Below are 19,206 nucleotides of genomic sequence, written 5' to 3' on the forward strand. Positions count from 1 at the left end.
CCCGCCCAACAACCCCAAGGACCACGACCCGAGGCGCCCCACGCACTCATCTGTACTCGACACCTATACCCCGACCCGAGGCAGCACGAAGTCGGCGGAGCCAGAAGCTCCCCCATATCAAGAAGACATCAACTCACCCGCCAACCGCCACCCCACCCCGTCCACCTGTGGACAACTCTGGGGCCGGCCCTCGTCTTCGCCTCTGCCCCGCGCTCATCCCCATCCCCACCTCCACCCCCGGTTCCAACCCATCCACCCCCACCCCATCCGCCTCCAACCCCGCACATGACGATGCCCTGGCCGGGTCCCGGCCAGGGCATCGCTTCTCCGTGCGTTCTTTCCTACGTCTGTAGGCGCACCACTACAATTTCGACGCGGACGCCTCGTCCAACCAGAACACCGTCTTCTCGTCGCCCTTCACACCCGCGACCGGTGCTTCGTCCACGCTCGCACCGGACAGCCCCAGACGCACCGCTTCGGCCTTGGACTCACCCGACGCCAGTACCCACACCTGACGCGCCGAGTTGATGGACGACAGGGTCAGGCTCACCCGGGTCGGCGGGGGCTTGGGGGAGTCATGGACCGCCACGGCGGCGGCCCCGTCCTCTCGGACGCCCGGCAGGCCCGGGAACAGCGAGGCGACATGCGCGTCCGGCCCGAGGCCCAACAGGCACACGTCGAAATCGGGTACCGGCCCCTCGCCCCGTGCGGCCACCGACAGCGCGGCCGAGTAGTTGGTCGCCGCGCGCTCGGCCTCGGCGAGGTCGGTCCCGTCGGAGGCCGGCATCGGATGCACGTTGTCGGCAGGGATCTCGATGTCGTCGATCAGCGCCTCGCGGGCCTGGGTCTCGTTGCGCTCGGCGTCCCCCTCGGGCAGGAAACGCTCGTCGCCCCACCACAGGTGCACGTGGGACCACTTCATACCGCTGGCCTTGGCCTCGTCGCGCAGGGCCGCGAGGGTCTGGATACCGACCCCACCGCCGGTCAGCACGAGGTGGAAGTCGCGCTCGGCCGTCTCAGCGCTCACGATCAGCTGCGCCAACCGTGAGGCCGCGCTCTGCGCCAATTGTGCGGCGTCGTTGGTGCGGACGATCTCCGGTTCGCTCATCTCAAGCTCCGCTTCCAGCGAGCATCGGCCCGAGATGGCGGGCCGCGTTCGCGTACGTTTCGTCGGGGTCCAGGCGGCGCAGCTCCTCGGCCAGCGCCGTGGCGGCACCGCGTCGGGCCAGGGCCACCCTTTGGTCGGGCTGGGAGAACCTGCTCAGGGTGGCCACGCGGCCATCGCGTCGGGAGATCACGATGTCCCCCTGGTCGGTGGTCAGACTCACCTCGGTCAGTCCGGGACCGTCCGAGGAGTGACGCTCCACCGAGATCTCCAGGCGTTCGGACAGCCACGCCGCGAGCAGGTCGGCGCTCGGGTAGTCGGGTTCGGCCGTCACCTTGGCCCCGGTCACCCACCCGCAGGGCTGGTCCATGACGCTGGCCAGCAGTGAGCGCCACGGGGTGAGCCGGGTCCAGGTCAGGTCGGTGTCACCGGGACGGTAGTGGGCGACCCGGTCCATCAGGTCGCGCAGTGGGTCCGGGGAGCGCAGGGCGTCGGTGATCCGACGTTGGGCGAGTCGGCCCACCGGGTCCGATGCCGGGTCGACCGGACCCTGCCCCGGCCACCACACCACCACGGGCGCGTCCGGCACCAGCAGCGGGGTGAGCACCGAGTCCGGATGTTCGCCCAGGGGCCCGTACAGGCGCAACAGCACCGCTTCGCCGGGCCCCGAGGTGCCCGGTCGACGGATCTCGGCGTCGATGGTGGGTTCGGCCTTGGGGTCACGACGAACGAGCGCCACCACCCGCGAGGGGTGTTCGCGCCCGGCCTCGGTGGCGGCCCGTACGGCGTCGTAGTGGTCGGCCTCGTCGGTGACGATGACCAGGGTGAGCACCATGTTCATGGCACCGCCACCGACGCTGAGCCGTTCGGCCATGAGCGCCTCGGTGATCTCCGAGGTGGTGGTGCGCGGCAGGTAGAGCGTCATCGATTCCTCCCGTCGGTCACGGACGTCGCCACTGGCGGCCGTCCCTGGCGAGCAGTTCGTGGGCGGACTCCGGACCCCAGGTACCCGAACCGTACTGTTCGGGCTTGCCGTTCGCGGCCCAGTACTCCTCGACCGGGTCCAGGATCCGCCAGGACAGCTCCACTTCCTCCTGCCGCGGGAACAGCGGCGGGTCGCCGATGAGCACGTCCAGGATGAGCCGCTCGTAGGCTTCGGGGCTGGCCTCGGTGAAGGACTGTCCGTAGGTGAAGTCCATGCTCACGTCGCGCACCTCCATGGAGGTGCCCGGCACCTTGGAACCGAACCGCAGGGTCACACCCTCGTCCGGTTGGATACGCAGCACCAAGGCGTTCTGCCCCAGTTCGCTGACATCGGTGCGGGAGAACATCTGCTGCGGCGCGGCCTGGAACACCAACGCCACCTCGGTGACGCGGCGGCCCAGACGCTTGCCGGTACGCATGTAGAAGGGAACACCCGCCCAACGGCGGGTGCCCACGTTCACCTTCAACGCCGCGTAGGTCTCGGTCACCGAGTCGGAGGGGATGCCCTCCTCTTCGAGGTATCCGCGCACCGCCGCGCCGCCCTGCCACCCGGCGGCGTATTGGCCCCGGGCGGTGCCGGTGGCCAGGTCCTCGGGCAGGGTGACGGCGGAGAGCACCTTCTCCTTCTCCGTGCGGATCGCGTCGGCGTTGTAGGAGACCGGCTCCTCCATGGCCACGAGCGCCAGCAGTTGCAGCAGGTGGTTCTGCATCACGTCGCGAGCCGCGCCGATGCCGTCGTAGTAGCCGGCGCGACCGCCCACACCGATGTCCTCGGCCATCGTGATCTGCACGTGGTCGACGTAGCTGCGGTTCCACAGCGGCTCGAACAGGGTGTTGGCGAAGCGCAACGCCAGGATGTTCTGGACGGTCTCCTTGCCCAGGTAGTGGTCGATGCGGAACACCGCCGAGGGAGGGAAGACCTCGTCCACGACCTGGTTGAGCTCCTGTGCGCTCTCCAGGTCGTGTCCGAAGGGTTTCTCGATCACCACCCGGCGCCACGGGGTGATCCCGCCCGGCCCCGAACCCTCCTCGGCCTGGGCCAGACCGGACCGCTTGAGCTGGGTGACCACGGTCGGGAACAGCTTGGGCGGCAGCGACAGGTAGAACGCGTAGTTGCCGCCGGTACCGCGCTCGTGGTCCAGTTCCGTCACGGTCCGGGCCAGCTCGTCGAAGGCCTCGTCGTCGTCCAGGTCGCCCTGCACGAACCGCACGCCCTCGCTGAGTTGGCGCCACACGTCCTCACGGAACGGCGTGCGCGCGTGTTTGCGCACGGCTTCCTGGGCCACCTGGGCGAAGTCCTGGTCCTCCCAGTCCCGGCGGGCGAAACCCACCAGACCAAAGCCCGGCGGCAGCAGTCCCCTGTTGGCCAGGTCGTAGATGCCAGGCAGCAGCTTCTTGCGCGCCAGGTCACCCGTGACCCCGAACAGCACCAGAACGCTGGGCCCGGCGATCCGGGGAAGTCTTCGGTCCAGGGCGTTGCGGAGCGGGTTGGGTACCGCCCCCGGCATCACCGGTTCTTTCACGGTCTCTTCTCTTTCCGATGGAGAGTGGCCGGTGCTTCGGTGGTGTGCTCGCGGGCCGTTCCAAAGCCGTGCCCCGGAACGGCCCGCGGTGTCAGCGGAGCTTTTCGAGCTTGGCCGACAGGGCCTCCAGGAGGCTCTTCCAGGAATCGACGAACTTGTCGACTCCTTCCTTCTCCAAGACGGTGAACACGTCGGTCAGGCTCACTCCGACGTCCGCGAGAGCGGCGAAGTCGTCCTGGGACTGCTCGTAGGTGCCCAGAACGGTGTTGCCGGTGATCCGACCGTGGTCGGCGGTCGCGTCCAGGGTGGCCTGCGGCATGGTGTTCACGGTGTCGCGGGCCACCAGACCGGTGACGTAGAGGGTGTCCTCCAGCGTCGGGTCCTTGACGCCGGTGGACGCCCACAGCGGACGCTGCGGCTTGGCGCCCTGGTCGGCGAGGGCACGCCACTCGGGCGAGGAGAACACCTTGGTGTGGGCCTCGTAGGCCAGGCGCGCGTTGGCCAGTGCCGCCTTGCCGGTCAGGGCGAGCGCCTCGTCGGTGCCGATCGCCTTCAGACGCTTGTCGACCTCGGTGTCCACCCGGCTGACGAAGAAGGACGCCACCGAGTGGATCTTGGACAGGTCGTGGCCGTTGATCCGGGCCAGCTCCATGCCCTCCAAGAACGCGTCCATCACCTGTCGGTAGCGCTCAAGGGAGAAGATCAGCGTGACGTTGACGCTGATGCCCTCGCCCAGGGTCCGGGTGATGGCCGGCAGACCCGCTGCCGTAGCGGGGATCTTGACCATCAGGTTGGGCCGGTCCACCAGCCACCACAGGGCCTTGGCTTCGGCGGCGGTGCGCTCGGCGTCGTCGGCCAGGCGCGGGTCCACCTCGAGGGACACGCGGCCGTCCACGCCGTCGGTGGCGTCGTAGACCGGACGCAGCACGTCCGCGGCCCACCGGATGTCGTAGGCGGTGATGGAGCGTACCGCCTCCTCCACCGAGACGCCCCGCACGGCCAGCTCGTGGACCTGCTCGTCGTAGGCGTCGCCCTCGGCGAGGGCCTTGTCGAAGATGGTGGGGTTGGAGGTGACGCCGACCACGTGCTTGGTCGACATCAGCTCGGTCAGATCGCCGGTCCGGAGACGTTCGCGGCTGATGTCGTCCAGCCAGACCGAAACGCCCTCCTCGGACAGGTCCCGGAGTGCGTTGCTCATACGTGTTCCTTCCTTGGCGGGAACGAGGCCCGCCGCGGGGCTCATCCGCGGCGGACCCCCTGATCACTTGCCGGACTTGGCGAGGCTCCTGCGAGCCGCTTCGACGACGGCCTCGGTCGTGAAGCCGAACTTCTCGTACAGGACCTGGTAGGGAGCGGAGGCACCGTAGTGCTCCAGGCTCACCGACTCGCCGGCGTCGCCGACGTAGGCGCGCCAACCCATGGCGATACCGGCCTCGACCGACACACGGGCGCGCACCGAGGAGGGCAGCACCTGCTCGCGGTACTCCTCGTCCTGACGGTCGAACCACTCCACGCACGGCATCGAGACCACACGGGTGGGCGTACCCGCTTCCTGGAGGGACTTGCGGGCTTCCAGGGCGATCTGCACCTCACTTCCGGTGGCGATGATGATCACCTCGGGGCTCTCGCCGTCGGCCTCGGCCAGCACGTAACCGCCCTTGACCGCGCCCTCGGCCGGAGCGTACTCCTGACGGTCCAGGACGGGCAGGTTCTGGCGGGTCAACGACAGGGCGGAGGGCCGGTCACCGTTCTCCATGATCGAACGCCACACCACGGCGGTCTCGTTGGCGTCCGCCGGACGGACCACGTCCAGGCCGTAGATGGCCCGTAGCGACCACAGGTGCTCGACCGGCTGGTGGGTGGGGCCGTCCTCACCCAGACCGATGGAGTCGTGAGTCCACACGTAGGTGATGCCCAGCTGCATGATCGCGGCCAGACGCACGGCCGGACGCATGTAGTCGCTGAACACGAGGAACGTGCCGCCGTAGGGGCGGGTGGGGCCGTGCAGGGCGATGCCGTTGAGGATCGAACCCATGCCGTGCTCGCGCACACCGAAGTGCAGCACACGCCCGTAGGGGTTGCCGGGGAACATCTCGCTGGCACGGTCGAAGGGCAGGAAGGACGGCTCGCCCTTGGGCGTGGTGTTGTTGGACCCGGCCAGGTCGGCGGAGCCGCCCCACAGCTCGGGCAGCACCGGGGCCAGGGCGGAGAGCACCTCACCGCTGGCCTTACGGGTGGCCATGCCCTTCTCGCTCGCCTCGAAGGTGGGAACGGACTCCTCCCAGCCCTCGGGGAGCCGCTGTTCGATCAGGCGATCGAACAGCTCGGCGCGCTCACCGGCGCCCTTGTGCCAGGCGTCGAACTCGACCTTCCAGGCGTCGTGCGCCGCACGGCCGCGGTCAACGGCCTTGCGGGTGTGCTCGATGACGGAGTCCTCGACACCGAACGGCTCGTCGGGCAGGCCCAGGATCTGCTTGGTGGCGGAGATCTCGTCGGCGCCGATCGCGGCACCGTGGATGGCGCCGGTGTTCTGCTTGTTGGGCGCCGGCCACCCGATGACGGTGCGCAGACGGATGAAGGTGGGACGCTCGGTCTCGGCCTTTCCGCGCAGGATCGCCTGGTGGAGGGCCTCGATGTCCTCGACGTACTCGCCGGTGGCGGTCCAGTCGACGTCCTCGACGTGCCAGCCGTAGGCGGCGTAGCGGGCGGCCACGTCCTCGCTGTGGGCGATGCGGGTGTCGTCCTCGATCGAGATCTTGTTGTCGTCGTAGATCATGATGAGGTTGCCCAGCTGCTGGGTCCCCGCCAGGGCGCTGGCCTCGTGGCTCACGCCTTCCTGAACGTCACCGTCGGAGCAGAACGCGTAGATGTGGTGGTCGAAGGGGCTCGCGCCCGGTCCGGCCTCGGGGCTGAACAGGCCGCGTTCGCGGCGGGCGGCCATGGCCATGCCCACGGCGTTGCCCACGCCCTGCCCCAGCGGGCCGGTGGTGGTCTCCACACCGGGGGTGTGGCTGAACTCGGGGTGGCCCGGGGTGCGGCTGCCCCACTGGCGCAGGGACTTCAGGTCCTCCAGCTCCAGGCCGTATCCGGCGAGGTAGAGCTGGATGTACAGGGTGAGACTGGAGTGACCGATCGATAGGACGAAGCGGTCGCGGCCGGCCCACTCGGGGTCGGAGGGGTCGTGCCGCATGATCTTCTGGAACAGCAGGTAGGCGGCGGGAGCCAGGCTCATCGCGGTACCGGGGTGACCGTTACCCGACTTCTCCACCGAGTCCATGGCCAGTGCCCGGACCGTGTTCACGGCGCGGAGGTCGAGGTCCGACCACTCCAGAGTCTGCGGGGTGTGGGCGTTCACGGACTGACGTCCTCCTTCTCGGGCACCCGAACCATCCGGCGTTCGGGGCGGTGTGGGGTGGTGTGTACTTGTCGGTCGCCGGGCACCCCGGTGACGGCCCACCGATGGGGTGGGCCGAAAGGGTGTGGAGGGTGAGAACGGCGCTGTTTGCGAGCCTATCGTCCGTGTCGAGACGTGTCGTTGGCCGACACCTCCTCTTACCCGTGGGTAACGGAAGCGTGGCACGTTGGTGGCACGATGGGGCTTGTGCGAACCTTCCTTACACCCGCCTCACTCCCGTGGCCGCTCGTCATGGGGCGAAGGTCACCTGACGGGTGGGGCTTCGTTCCCAGGGGGTTGGTCATCGGCCCGCTCAAGGAAGTACTACAGTATGTCGTTGACGGGGTTTTCGCTGATCCTGACGGTTTGTCGGTCCGCTCGACCCCGCGTGGCGAGCAGTGTTGAAATTCCCGAAGAGTTGTCGAGGTATCCGCGTGTCTGAAACCGAGCCGGCCCCGCAGGGGACAGGAGTGCTTTCGGCCGTGGGGACGCGGTACTGATGGCGCTTACCAATCGTTCCCCTCAGGTCGGATCGTCCACCCCCGAGGCTCCCCGCAAGGCCTCCCTGGGCGAGTACGTCCGCGCCTATGTCGCGCTTTCCAAACCCCGCGTCATCGAACTGCTGCTCATCACCACCATCCCGGTGATGTTCGTGGCCGCAGGCGGTGTGCCGCCGCTGTGGATCGCGGTGGCCACCCTGCTGTTCGGCACCATGTCGGCGGCCAGCGCCAACGCGATGAACTGCTACATCGACCGCGACATCGACCGTGAGATGCGTCGCACCCGTCAGCGTCCGGCCGCGATGGACCTGGTCACCCCCAAGGGGGCCCTGGTCTACGGGCTGATCCTGGCGGTCGGCTCCACGGTCGGGTTCCTGGTGTTCGTCAACGTGCTGTCCGCCGTGCTGTCGCTGTTCGCGATCGGGTTCTACATCTTCGTGTACTCGATGCTGCTCAAGCGGCGCACCGCGCAGAACGTGGTGTGGGGCGGTATCGCCGGCTGCATGCCCGTGCTCATCGGTTGGGCCGCGGTCACCAACAGCCTCGACTGGGCGCCGTTCGTGCTGTTCCTGGTGGTGTTCTTCTGGACGCCCCCGCACACCTGGACCCTGGCCATGCGCTATCGCGAGGACTACGCGGCCGCCAAGGTGCCGATGCTGCCCGTGGTCGCCAGTGACCGCCGGGTGCTGCTGGAGTCGGTGCTCTACAGCTGGGCGACCGTCATCGTCTCCCTCGCCTTCTGGCCGGTGGCCGGCACCACCTGGTTCTATGGCGCGGTCGCGCTGATCCTGGGCGCCCTGCTGGTGTTCCAGGCCCACCGACTGCTGAGCCGTTCCAAGGCGGGTGTGACCGGTGCCAAGCTCAAGACCATGGGCTTCTTCCACCTGTCCAACGCCTATCTGGCGCTGCTGTTCTCGGCCGTGACCATCGACCCGCTCCTGGCCGGCGTGCTCGGCTGAAGGTCGACCCGATAGACGACGACGGCGCCCGTCCCTCGCTGGGGACGGGCGCCGTTTCCGTTACGCGGGCCGACTCAGGTGGATCGACGGCGGAAGATCAGCGCGGCCGACCACACCACCAGGGTCACCAGCAGCAACGCCAGGGGGACGTGTGCCTGAAGGGGGCCGTAGGTGCCCAGCGCCGCCTGTGGAAAGCCCACCACGAACGCCCCCAGGCTGAGCAGGAGGACCGTGCGGTGAGTCCCGGGACCTCGGCCCTTGGACGACCACAGCGCGCCCGCGGCGAGCAGTTGCGCGCCGGTGGTCACGTGTACCGCGAACGCTCCGGCGTAGTGGAACGGCAGGGCGTCCAGGTTGTAGGTGATCAGTTGGCCGGCGGTGACGAACTCCCACAGGAGCGCGGCCAGCGCGGCCGGCACCGTCACGCGCAGCACCCACTCCCAGGCGGTGACGGGGCGGGCCCGGGCGGTGTCGTTCGGGGCCATGGTGGGGCCTTTCCGAGTGGGTCGGGTGGGACTGTCCTCCTGTCGTACACGGACGGCCCCTCCGAGGCAATCCCCGCAGGGTGGAGGGGGAGTCGGCGCCGCCGATGGCAAGCGCTACGATCTGTGCTCATGCCCCGACTCGACAGCAAGGCCATTCTCCAGGGCCGCAGATCCCGTTACTCGATGACGCTCATCCTGGGCATCACCATCAGCGTGGTGTGCATGATCGGCATGCTCGGTTACCTGTGGCTCCTGGCCATGGCGGGGGGCGCGGCCGCGGGGATCGACGGGGCGGTCGGCTTCACGGTGAGCCTGCTCGCGGCCATCGTCCCGGTCACCATCCTCATCCCGCTCATCCTCCTGTTGGACCGCATCGAACCCGAGCCCGGGTGGGTGCTGTTCTTCGCCTTCGTGTGGGGGGCCGGAGTGGCGGTCGTGGCGTCCTTCCTCCTCAACACCTGGGGCATCGCCTACCTCATGGTGCCGTTCTTCGGGCCGGACCTGGGCGACTTCCTCGGTACCTCGTTGGTGGCCCCGGTGGTGGAGGAGAGCGCCAAGGGTCTGGTGCTGCTCATCCTGCTGTGGCGGCGTCGCCACGAGATCGACACCTTCACCGACGGCGTGGTCTACGCGGGCATGGTGGCCACCGGCTTCGCGTTCACCGAGAACATCCTGTACTTCCTCAGCGCCTTCTTCGACGGCACACTGGTCGCGACCTTCGCCATCCGCGGGATCATCGCGCCCTTCGGCCACCCGCTCTACACCGCGATGATCGGTATCGGTGTCGCCTACGCGGCCATGCGCAGTGGGGGACCACGCTTCCTCGCCCCCATCGCCGGCTGGGTCCTGGCGGTGTTGCTGCACGGCATGTGGAACGGCGCGACCCTCTTCGGGTGGGGCGGTCTGGGTGTGGCCTACCTGGTTCTGTTCGTGGTGCTCATGGCCATCTTGGGCATCGCCCGCCGGGACCGGCGCGACCAGATCACCGCGATCGCCCGCTACCTGCCGCCCTACATCTCCACCGGCCTGGTGACCCCCGCCGACATCACCATGCTCGGTTCCATGCAGGGCCGACGCCAGGCCAGGGATTGGGCGGTGCACAACGCCGGCGCCCGTGGGCGCACGGCGATGAAGGACTACCAGTTGGCCGCCACGGAGCTCGCGTTGCTGCACCAGAAGCTGGACGCGGGGGTGGCCCGCAAGGACTGGAAGGTCAACCGCGACGCGTTCCTGGCCCTGATGCACGTGGCCCGGGACACCTTCCTGGGGCGGCTACCCCAGCCGGTCACCCCGGGCTGGGCGGAGCGTCCCACGGACTCGGGTTTCATGCGGCGCGCGGACTTCGCGCACGTCATCGCCCAGGCGCAGGCTCAGCAGGACTACGTTCCCCGTCACGGCCAGCCTCAGGGCCGGCCTCCGTACCCGCCTCGGTACTGATCCGCTCCTCCGTCGGGGTCAGCCGTGTGGTGGCGAAGTACAGTCGTGCGATCGCGACCCAGGTCAGCGCCGAACCGAGCACGTGCAGCACCACGAGGGTCTCGGGCAGTTCCAGGGCGTACTGGGTGTAGCCCAAGACACCCTGGAGCAGCACGATCACCAGCAGCGCCACGCTGCTCAGGCGGGCGGGCCGACCGGCCCCGCCCCGGTGGGCGAGCAGGACGGCGGCGGCGCTGCCCATCAGGGTCAGCCAACCCAGGACCGAGTGCACGCGGGTGACCGCGGGCAGGTCCATCTCCCAACGCGGGGCGGCCGCGTCACCACCGTGCGGGCCGGTGCCGGTGACGACGGTTCCGGCGATGAGCAGCAGGAAGCCGACCACGACCAGGGCGATGCCCACGGTGTGCAGCATCGGTCCCACGACGACCTTGGGAGTTCCCTCGGGCTCCTGGCAGCGTACGTACAACGCGACGGCGATGAAGACCATCACCATGGACAACAGGAAGTGAGTGGCGACCGAGGCCGGGTGCAGGTCGGTCCAGACGGTGATGCCGCCGACCACGGCCTGACCCAGCACGCCGAGGGGGATGATGGTGGCCAGGCGGGTCAGGTCACGGCGACGCGGGGTCGACCGCAGCACGGCGATCAGGGTGATGACGCCGACCGCCAGGACGAGGAAGGTCAGGGTGCGGTTGCCGAACTCGATGGCGGCGTTGAAGGCCGCGTGCCCGGTGTCGATCGGCACGAAGCTGTCGGGGGTGCACCGGGGCCACTCGGAGCAGCCCAACCCCGAGGAGGTGACCCGGACGGTGGCGCCGGTGACGGCGATCCCGGCGTTGACCACGACGTTCCCCAGTGCCCAACCGCGCAGCGACCTCTGCGTGGGTTTCCAGATGGTGCCGGCCAACAGGACCAGGGCCAGCACGCCGAGGGCGGCCAAGGCGACCTGCCAACCCCACAGGGGCACGCCGAGGAGCACGATGTCCTCGAGCTCGTCGGCCGCGATCGAAGAGAGTGCGTTGGTCGTCGTCGCGGCGACCGGGGAATCAGACATACGACAGACTGTAGTACATCGTCGTGGTGGCGATTACGCGACCCCGCCGAGTGGCTCCACCTGCGTCGATGGGGCCGGGTGGCATGGAAAGGGTCCCGGGGTCGAACCCCGGGACCCTGGGTCATCGGACCCGGATCAGTCGTTGTAGTTGGCGATGCACTGGCTCAGCAGGTCGAGGTCCAGGTTGATCAGGCCCAGGGTGTTCTGCTCCTTGACACACGCCTGGTAGACCTCGGACTCGGAGTGGGTGCCGGCGGTCGCGGCTCCGGCACCCGCTCCGAGCAGACCCGCGGTGAACAGAGCGGCGACCGCACACTTGGTCATGGTTCGCATTGCTTTGCCTTTCGAGCGACTACAACGGCTTGGGCGCGCTGCCCACCAGCCCTGATAGCCCTTCGCTCGTGGCTGGAAACTCTCTGTGCTTATTTTTTGTGTCGTCTTGCAGTTCCAGATAGGAAGCAAAAGGCGCATCGAGGGGGTCAGGAGCTCGAAGGAGAGGAGGTGCGGGTCGAACCGGCGCTGGCCAGGATCACACAGGCCACCGCCAGCCACTGCCACACGGTCAGCAGTTCACCGAGCAGGACCAGCCCCACCAGGGCGGCGGCCGCCGGTTGCAGGCTCATCAGCACCCCGAACACCCGTGGCGGGATCCGACGCAGCGCGTTCAATTCCATCGTGTAGGGGATGACGGAGGAGAGCACGCCCACGGCCAGCCCGAAGAGCAGCAGCCGCCAGTCGAGCAGCGCGGCGCCGCCCTCGGCGATCCCCGCCGGAGCCAGGACGATGACCCCCACCACACTGCCGATGGCCACTCCGGAGGCGCCGCTGAACCGCTGCCCCGTGGCCGCGCTCAGCAGGATGTAGCCGGCCCAGGCGACCGCGGCGAGCACCGCGAAGAGCACGCCCAGCGGGTCGAGCGAGGCGAACTCCACGCCCAGGGCCGCCACGCCGAGTCCGGCCAGACCGGCCCACAGAAGGTCGACGCGTCGACGTGAGCCCAGGATCGCGATGGCCAGCGGTCCCAGGTATTCGATGGTGACGGCGATGCCCAACGGAATGCGGGCGAAGGCCTGGTAGATGAGGAAGTTCATGCCGGCCAGCGCCACCCCGTAGCCGACCACCACCATCCAGTCGGTGCGGCTCCGAGCGCGCAGCACCGGACGCGCCAGGACCACCAGGACGACCGCGGAGGTGAGCAGACGCAGCCAGACCACCGCGGCGGGCGGCAACGCCTCGAAGAGGTTCTTGGCCACCCCGGCACCGGTCTGCACGGAGACGATGCCGATCAGGATCAGCCACACGGGCGGCATCGAATCGAGTACCGCGCCGGGGGAGAGGCGGGACGTACTGGTGCTCATGATGAGTCATCCTACGTTTTGCGGGGTGCGGGCCGCCGCCTCGGCCCCCTCGACCTCGGTCGCGTCCGAGTGTTCGCGCGGACCCCCGACGAAGGCCAGCAACAGCAACGACCACGCGATGACCACCACGGCGGGTTGCAGGAGCGTCATCACCAGACCGATCACCGTCAGGTCGCCCTCGCCGGTGAGCGACTGCACACCGATCCACAGGAACGGCAGCGTCGCCGCGAACAGGTTCACCACCAGGGCGGTCCACGCCAACCCGGCCCGGGGCGGACGTCGCCACCACAGGAGGGCACCCCCCACCAGCACGAGGAACAGGGGCGGGCCCAGATAACGGACCACGATGAACCAGGGCACGCCGATGCTCTCCATGTCGGGAACCCTATCGGGGAGGTTCGAGACACGACCGGCATGGTGTGAAATGGTTCGGTCCGATCCCGGATGACCCCGTCCTCGCTGGAGAGTCCCACGATGTCCCGCTCCCGACGTAGAGTCCGCACCCGCACAGCCCCCGAGGGCCTGCCTCGTTGGCCGATGGTGGCCGGTGCGCTGGCCCTGCTGTTGGCGGTGGTGGTGGGTGGCTACACCGGCGGGATGTTCTTCGCCGAGACCACGTCACAGGTCGAGGAGATGACGGTGACCTCCGGGATCCTCGTCGACCCCTCCGGAGTTCCCGAGCCCGAACCCTCCGAGGACCCCGAGCCGCAGGAGAGGACCCACCCGGCCGGTCTGGATCCGACGGTCGATTACGCCCTGCTGAACGTGAACGGCGAACGGGCCCTGGACGTCGCGGGCGGCTCCACCGACAACGGGGCCCACGTGCACCTGTGGGATCGCCACGACGAGCAGAACCAGCAGTGGAGGTTCGTCCCCGTCGAGGACGACTTCTACGAGATCGTCGGCGTGGGCAGCGGCAAGCTGTTGGAGTTCCCCGCCGAACCCGACCCCGAGGCGGAGCCGGCGGCCACCCTGCTCACCCGCACCGGCGAGCCCAACCAGCACTGGACCGTGGTCGAGGCCGATGACGGGGTGGTCCGCCTGGTCAACCGCGCCTCGGGCAAGGCCCTCGAAGGGCAGGGCGGTGAACCGGACAACGGCACCCTCGCCGCCCCGGCCGAGGACGAGGACCACCCCCACCAACGATGGCGCCTGGCCCCCTTGGACTGAACCGACCCGGCCCGGAGCGCCGGGTCAGGACAGCAACAGGGAGCGCACCGTCCGCCAAGTGGCCTCGTCGGCGGCGTTCAACAGGCCCAGCCGGTCGTCGCCGGGACGGTAGGGGTCGCCCTCGGGCCGGAGTGCGACCCCACCGGCCTCGGTGATCAGCAGGCCGCCGGGGGTGTGGTCCCAGGGCAGGGTCCGATGGTAGAGAACGAAGTCCAGCTCGCCCTCGGCCAACAGGGGGTAGTCCACCCCGGCGCAGGAAGCGCCCGGACCCACCTCGGCGAATCGGTCCACGGCGGCCTCGACGCGTTCTCGTGCACTGGGGGACAGGAACCGGGACTGCACCGCTCCGCGCATCCGCGCGGGTTCGGCCGGTGCGGGCTCTCGACGCAGCCGACGTCCGTCACACCAGGCCCCCGAACCGAGTTCGGCCGTGTACACACGGTCCTGGGTCGGGCGCAGGATCCAGGAGGCGACGGCCTCGCCCTCGCGCACCAACACGGCCATCACCGCGAAGTCCTCCGAGCCGCGCACGAAGTTGCGGGTGCCGTCCAGCGGGTCGACCAACCACGCCGCCGGTTCGTCGGTCAGGGCCCGGAGCAGTTTCGGGTCGGTGGAGGTGGCCTCCTCGCCCACGACTGGAACGTCCAGGAGTTCGCGGAGTCTGCGGGTGATGGCGACCTCGGACTCACGGTCGGCCACGGTGACGATCTCGCCGGGTGCCTTCTCGGTCACCTCGTCCCGGCCTAGGGACCGAAAGCGCGGCAGGATCGACTCCTGCGCGGCCTCGCGGAGGATCTTGGTCACGGCGTCGATGTCGATCGTCATGGCCGACAGCCTACGACCGCGCGACCCCTGGTCCGGGCCCCGCCCCCGGGGTCACTCCCAGCGGAACAGACGCGAGGCGAGCAGCCCGCACACCAGGGTCCACGCGACCAGCACCAGGAAGGTGCCCGCGGACGGCAGTGCACCGTGCGCGAGCGACTCGCGCAGCCCCGAGGCGAGCGCGGTGATCGGCAGCACCGAGACCGCCTGCTCCATCGGGGCGGGGAAGTTGCTGGTGGGGAAGAGCACACCGCCCAGACCCAGTAGGAGGACGTACACCAGGTTGGCGCCGGCCAGGGTCGCCTCGGCGCGCAGAGTGCCCGCCATCAGCAACGCCAGTGAGCTGAACGCCGCGGTGGCCAGCAGGCCCAGGACCAGGACGGCGAGCACACCGGTCGGGCTCAACGCGGGGTTCCAACCCAGCAGGACCGCGACCACGCACAGGATGGTGACCTGGATGGTCTGCACGGCCAATACGGCCAGTGTCTTGGCGGCCAGCAGCCCGAACCGGGACAACGGGGTCGCGCCCAGTCGCTTGAGCACGCCGTATCGCCGTTCGAAACCGGTGCCGATGGCCAACCCGGTGAACGAGGTGGACATGATCGCCAGGGCCAGGATGCCGGGGGTGAGCGCGTCCACCCGGGCGCCTTCGCCCACGTCCAACACGTTGACCAGGCTGAACCCGACCAGCAACAGCACGGGGATCACCATGGTGAGCAGGAACTGCTCGCCATGGCGCAGCATCACGCGCAGTTCCATCCGGGCCTGGGCGGCGATCATGCGCCACATGGGCGCGGCGCCCGGAGCCGGAGTGAACAGCCCGGGATCGCCCGAGAGGGTCGGTGTGGTGTCTGAGTCGGCGACGGTCGCGCCAAAGGTGTGCTCGGTCATCATCAGTCGCGCAGTTCCCGGCCGGTGGTTTCGAGGAAGACGTCTTCGAGGGTACGCCGTCGCACGCGCAGGTCCTCGGCGAGGACGCCGGCCGAGGCGCACCAGGCGGTCACCGTGGCGAGGAACTCGGGCCCCAGGTCATCGGGGTCGTCCGCGGTGACGGTGTGTTGGTGTCGGCCGCCCGCGAGCGTGGTGGCCACGGTCCCGCCCTCGGGCAGGGCGGTGCGCAGGGAGTCGACGTCGATGGGGGCCTCGGTGGAGAAACGCACGTCGCGGCGGCGACCGGTGAGTTCCTCCGGTGTGCCCTCGACGACCACCGCGCCGTGGTCGATGATGACGACGTGGTCGGAGAGGCGCTCGGCCTCCTCCATGTGGTGGGTGGTGAGGATGACCGCGACGCCCGCGGTGCGCAGCGCCGACACCAGGTCCCAGGTGGCCATGCGGGCCTGGGGATCCAACCCGGCGGTGGGCTCGTCGAGGAAGACGATCTCGGGGCGACCCACGACGGCGCAGGCCAGGGAGAGGCGTTGCTGCTGTCCGCCGGACAGACGGCGGAAGGGGGTGCGGCCGGCCGAGGTCAGACCCAGCCGTTCCAGGAGCAGGTCGGGGTCGATGGGGCTGGCGTGGAAGGACGCCATGAGGCGCAGCCACTCGGCGGCGCGGGCGCCGGTGGGCACGCCACCGGACTGGGGCATCACACCGACCCGGGGCTTGAGCTCGGTGGCGTCACCGATCGGGTCCAGGCCCAGTACGCGCACGCTCCCGCCGTCCGCGCGGCGAAAACCCTCGCAGATCTCGATGGTGCTGGTCTTGCCCGCTCCGTTGGGGCCGAGCAGGGCGGTCACCGCGCCCGGGCGCGCGGTGAACGAGAGGCCCGTGACGGCCTTGGTGGAGCCGTAGTGCTTCACCAGGTCGACGACTTCGAGGGCGGCTGTGTCCATGGGGCCTGAGTTTACGTGCGCTTCGCCGTCGTGCCTCACCACCCCGTCCGGAGAGGGAGCGTGGGACGCGCACGGTGTCGAAAGGGGATGATGATGCATAATCACTTCGTTGTGCACCAATGGTGCCCGTCACCGTCCCGTGTCGAACGAGAGTGCGACCGTATCGCGGGATTGGCGTCTCGCTATACAAGACGAAGGATCGAATCCGGCGAGCCGGGGGGTATCGGTCACGCGGGTCGTGTCGGCGCGAAACCCCAGATTAGGCAAGGCTGACCTTCGTGACGAAGCGCATGGGGGCGGGTTTGCCTAGGTGGACTTATTTACGGCACACTGATGTTGTCTAATGACAGAGCCGGTTGTGACCGAGGGAGGGGAATCGCGTGTCCGAAGCATCGTCCAGCGTGCCCCGCCCCCTCAACGGGCCCGATCACGGAACCCGCGCCCGTGTCGCCCGGCTCATCTTGGAGAAGGGTCCGATCACCGCTTCCGACCTGGGAGAACGGCTCGGGTTGACCCCGGCGGCCATTCGCCGTCACCTCGACAACCTCACCAGTGAGGGCATGATCGAAGCCCGCGACGCCAGGCCCACGCCGGGCCGCCGTCGTCGTGGTCGCCCCGCCCGGGTCTTCGTCATCAACGAAGCCGGACGCGACGCCTTCGTTCACGCCTACGACGACCTCGCGTCCAACGCGCTGCGCTTCTTGGCGCGGAGCGCCGGTCCCGAGGCCATCGGGGAGTTCGCCCGCAGCCAGGTCGCCGACCTGGAGCGGCGCTACAAGCCCCTGCTGGACGCCGTCCCCGCCGAACAGCGGGTCCGGCTGCTGGCCGAGGCGCTCTCCAACGACGGTTACGCCGCCAGTGCGGGCCAGGCGCCCGCACCCGGTGGCGGTGACCAGCTGTGCCAACATCACTGCCCCGTCGCGCACGTGGCCGCCGAGTTCCCGCAACTCTGTGAGGCCGAGATCGAGGCCTTCGCGCGGCTGCTGGGCACACCGGTGCGCAGGTTGGCCACCATCGCCCACGGCGATGGTGTGTGCACCACCCACGTCACCCCTCGGGGAGACGTGGCGGGCGGGGAAGAACACGCCCCCGCGACCACCAGCGTCCGCCGCACGGCGGACGGAGGATCGCAACACAAGGACGTCTGAGTCCAGGAGGAGTCCGCGCACATGACTTCTGTCGCGCATCCCGAGCTCGAAGGGCTCGGAACATATGAGTTCGGCTGGTCCGACTCCGACGCGGCCGGCGCCTCGGCCCGTCGTGGCCTGAACGAAGAGGTCGTTCGGGACATCTCGGCGAAGAAGGACGAGCCGGAATGGATGACCAAGCTCCGTCTCAAGTCGCTCAAGCTCTTTGACAAGAAGCCCATGCCCGACTGGGGCGCGGACCTGTCCAGGATCGACTTCGACAACATCAAGTACTTCGTGCGGTCCACGGAGAAGCAGGCCACCTCCTGGGAGGACCTGCCCGAGGACATCAAGAACACCTACGACAGGCTGGGCATCCCCGAGGCGGAGAAGCAGCGCCTGGTCGCCGGTGTCGCCGCGCAGTACGAGTCCGAGGTCGTCTACCACCAGATCCGTGAGGACCTGGAGGAGCAGGGCGTCCTCTTCCTGGACACCGACACCGCCCTCAAGGAGCACCCGGAGATCTTCGAGGAGTACTTCGGCTCCGTCATCCCGCCCGGCGACAACAAGTTCGCCGCGCTCAACACCTCGGTGTGGAGTGGCGGGTCGTTCGTCTACGTGCCCAAGAACGTGCACGTGGAGATCCCGCTCCAGGCCTACTTCCGGATCAACACCGAGAACATGGGCCAGTTCGAGCGGACGCTGATCATCGTCGACGAGGGCGCCTACGTCCACTACGTCGAGGGTTGCACCGCGCCGATCTACAAGACGGACTCGCTGCACTCCGCGGTCGTCGAGATCATCGTCAAGAAGAACGCCCGCTGCCGTTACACGACCATTCAGAACTGGTCGAACAACGTCTTCAACCTGGTGACCAAGCGCGCCATCGCCGAAGAGGGCGCCACCATGGAATGGGTCGACGGCAACATCGGCTCCCAGGTCACCATGAAGTACCCCGCCGTGTACCTGATGGGCGAGCACGCCAACGGCGAGACCCTTTCCATCGCCTTCGCCGGCGAGGGCCAGCACCAGGACACCGGCGCCAAGATGGTGCACTGCGCGCCCAACACCACCTCCAAGGTGGTCTCCAAGTCGGTGGCGCGCGGCGGCGGCCGCTCCTCCTACCGCGGCCTGATCCAGGTCCAGGAGGGTGCCCACCTGGCGAAGTCCTCGGTGGAGTGCGACGCGCTGCTGATCGACACGATCAGCCGTTCCGACACCTACCCCTACAACGACCTGCGCGAGGACGACACCGAGCTCGCGCACGAGGCCACCGTCTCCAAGGTCAGCGAGGACCAGCTCTTCTACCTGATGAGTCGGGGGATGGGCGAGGAAGAGGCCATGGCCATGGTCGTTCGAGGTTTCGTGGAGCCCATCGCCAGGGAGCTCCCGATGGAGTACGCGCTGGAGCTGAACCGTCTCATCGAGCTCCAGATGGAAGGATCGGTTGGTTAAG

At 68.8% G+C, this 19,206-nt stretch carries 18 protein-coding genes; 5 read left to right on the top strand and 13 right to left on the bottom strand.

The window, feature by feature from the left end:
• Positions 1–361 precede the first annotated feature (361 nt).
• The 5 genes from pgl to tkt all read right to left on the bottom strand — a co-directional run bounded on the left by pgl (position 362) and on the right by tkt (position 6,967).
• Positions 362–1,108 (bottom strand): 6-phosphogluconolactonase, encoded by a 747-nt coding sequence (gene pgl / locus NLI01S_RS16495; protein ID WP_067605395.1) that lies wholly within the window; start codon positions 1,106–1,108, stop codon positions 362–364.
• 1 nt (position 1,109) lies between these two features.
• On the bottom strand, positions 1,110–2,030 hold the full coding sequence (locus NLI01S_RS16500) for a glucose-6-phosphate dehydrogenase assembly protein OpcA (protein ID WP_067605403.1): 921 nt from the start codon (positions 2,028–2,030) through the stop codon (positions 1,110–1,112).
• Positions 2,031–2,046: 16 nt separating this feature from the next.
• Positions 2,047–3,597, bottom strand: coding sequence for a glucose-6-phosphate dehydrogenase (gene zwf, locus NLI01S_RS16505; protein WP_067605407.1), 1,551 nt, complete (start codon positions 3,595–3,597; stop codon positions 2,047–2,049).
• A 106-nt stretch (positions 3,598–3,703) separates the two neighbouring features.
• The gene (gene tal / locus NLI01S_RS16510; RefSeq protein WP_067605409.1) at positions 3,704–4,810 is read right to left on the bottom strand and encodes a transaldolase; all 1,107 of its coding nucleotides are present in this window, start codon (positions 4,808–4,810) and stop codon (positions 3,704–3,706) included.
• Positions 4,811–4,873: 63 nt separating this feature from the next.
• The gene (gene tkt / locus NLI01S_RS16515; RefSeq protein ID WP_067605411.1) at positions 4,874–6,967 is read right to left on the bottom strand and encodes a transketolase; all 2,094 of its coding nucleotides are present in this window, start codon (positions 6,965–6,967) and stop codon (positions 4,874–4,876) included.
• 538 nt (positions 6,968–7,505) lie between these two features.
• Between tkt and NLI01S_RS16520 the strand changes: the two genes are divergently transcribed.
• Positions 7,506–8,465, top strand: coding sequence for a heme o synthase (locus tag NLI01S_RS16520; protein WP_067605413.1), 960 nt, complete (start codon positions 7,506–7,508; stop codon positions 8,463–8,465).
• A gap of 74 nt (positions 8,466–8,539) precedes the next feature.
• Here the strand turns inward: NLI01S_RS16520 and NLI01S_RS16525 are convergent, their stop codons facing one another.
• On the bottom strand, positions 8,540–8,950 hold the full coding sequence (locus NLI01S_RS16525) for a hypothetical protein (protein ID WP_067605415.1): 411 nt from the start codon (positions 8,948–8,950) through the stop codon (positions 8,540–8,542).
• A 129-nt stretch (positions 8,951–9,079) separates the two neighbouring features.
• Between NLI01S_RS16525 and NLI01S_RS16530 the strand changes: the two genes are divergently transcribed.
• A complete protein-coding gene (locus NLI01S_RS16530) occupies positions 9,080–10,387 on the top strand; it encodes a PrsW family intramembrane metalloprotease (RefSeq protein ID WP_067605416.1) in 1,308 nt (435 codons plus the stop codon).
• Here NLI01S_RS16530 and NLI01S_RS16535 read toward each other — a convergent pair.
• The 4 genes from NLI01S_RS16535 to NLI01S_RS16550 all read right to left on the bottom strand — a co-directional run bounded on the left by NLI01S_RS16535 (position 10,302) and on the right by NLI01S_RS16550 (position 13,174).
• A complete protein-coding gene (locus NLI01S_RS16535) occupies positions 10,302–11,441 on the bottom strand; it encodes a COX15/CtaA family protein (RefSeq protein ID WP_067605417.1) in 1,140 nt (379 codons plus the stop codon). The two genes, NLI01S_RS16530 and NLI01S_RS16535, sit on opposite strands and share 86 nt — an antisense overlap.
• A gap of 135 nt (positions 11,442–11,576) precedes the next feature.
• A complete protein-coding gene (locus NLI01S_RS16540; RefSeq protein ID WP_067605419.1) occupies positions 11,577–11,774 on the bottom strand; it encodes a hypothetical protein in 198 nt (65 codons plus the stop codon).
• Between the two features lie 146 nt (positions 11,775–11,920).
• Positions 11,921–12,799 carry an EamA family transporter gene (locus NLI01S_RS16545; protein ID WP_157091056.1) on the bottom strand — a complete coding sequence of 293 codons (879 nt, stop codon included), beginning with the start codon at positions 12,797–12,799 and terminating at the stop codon, positions 11,921–11,923.
• Between the two features lie 6 nt (positions 12,800–12,805).
• Positions 12,806–13,174 (bottom strand): hypothetical protein, encoded by a 369-nt coding sequence (locus NLI01S_RS16550; protein WP_067605424.1) that lies wholly within the window; start codon positions 13,172–13,174, stop codon positions 12,806–12,808.
• Between the two features lie 99 nt (positions 13,175–13,273).
• On the opposite strand from NLI01S_RS16550, the gene NLI01S_RS16555 reads away from it, so the two are divergent.
• On the top strand, positions 13,274–13,969 hold the full coding sequence (locus tag NLI01S_RS16555) for an RICIN domain-containing protein (protein WP_067605533.1): 696 nt from the start codon (positions 13,274–13,276) through the stop codon (positions 13,967–13,969).
• A 24-nt stretch (positions 13,970–13,993) separates the two neighbouring features.
• Here NLI01S_RS16555 and NLI01S_RS16560 read toward each other — a convergent pair whose 3' ends face one another.
• From NLI01S_RS16560 to NLI01S_RS16570, 3 genes are read right to left on the bottom strand one after another with little or no spacing between them, the layout of a single operon-like run.
• Positions 13,994–14,794, bottom strand: a complete 801-nt coding sequence (locus NLI01S_RS16560; protein ID WP_067605428.1) for an inositol monophosphatase family protein — start codon at positions 14,792–14,794, stop codon at positions 13,994–13,996.
• 51 nt (positions 14,795–14,845) lie between these two features.
• The gene (locus NLI01S_RS16565) at positions 14,846–15,682 is read right to left on the bottom strand and encodes an ABC transporter permease (protein ID WP_067605535.1); all 837 of its coding nucleotides are present in this window, start codon (positions 15,680–15,682) and stop codon (positions 14,846–14,848) included.
• A 2-nt stretch (positions 15,683–15,684) separates the two neighbouring features.
• The gene (locus NLI01S_RS16570; RefSeq protein ID WP_067605430.1) at positions 15,685–16,623 is read right to left on the bottom strand and encodes an ABC transporter ATP-binding protein; all 939 of its coding nucleotides are present in this window, start codon (positions 16,621–16,623) and stop codon (positions 15,685–15,687) included.
• A gap of 380 nt (positions 16,624–17,003) precedes the next feature.
• Between NLI01S_RS16570 and NLI01S_RS16575 the strand changes: the two genes are divergently transcribed.
• Both NLI01S_RS16575 and sufB read left to right on the top strand, forming a co-directional pair.
• Positions 17,004–17,771 carry a helix-turn-helix transcriptional regulator gene (locus tag NLI01S_RS16575; RefSeq protein ID WP_067605432.1) on the top strand — a complete coding sequence of 256 codons (768 nt, stop codon included), beginning with the start codon at positions 17,004–17,006 and terminating at the stop codon, positions 17,769–17,771.
• 21 nt (positions 17,772–17,792) lie between these two features.
• The gene (sufB, locus tag NLI01S_RS16580) at positions 17,793–19,205 is read left to right on the top strand and encodes a Fe-S cluster assembly protein SufB (protein ID WP_067605434.1); all 1,413 of its coding nucleotides are present in this window, start codon (positions 17,793–17,795) and stop codon (positions 19,203–19,205) included.
• The last annotated feature ends 1 nt before the right edge of the window (position 19,206 follow it).

It is taken from the genome of Nocardiopsis listeri NBRC 13360 (genome assembly GCF_001570765.1).
GTDB lineage: Bacteria > Actinomycetota > Actinomycetes > Streptosporangiales > Streptosporangiaceae > Nocardiopsis > Nocardiopsis listeri.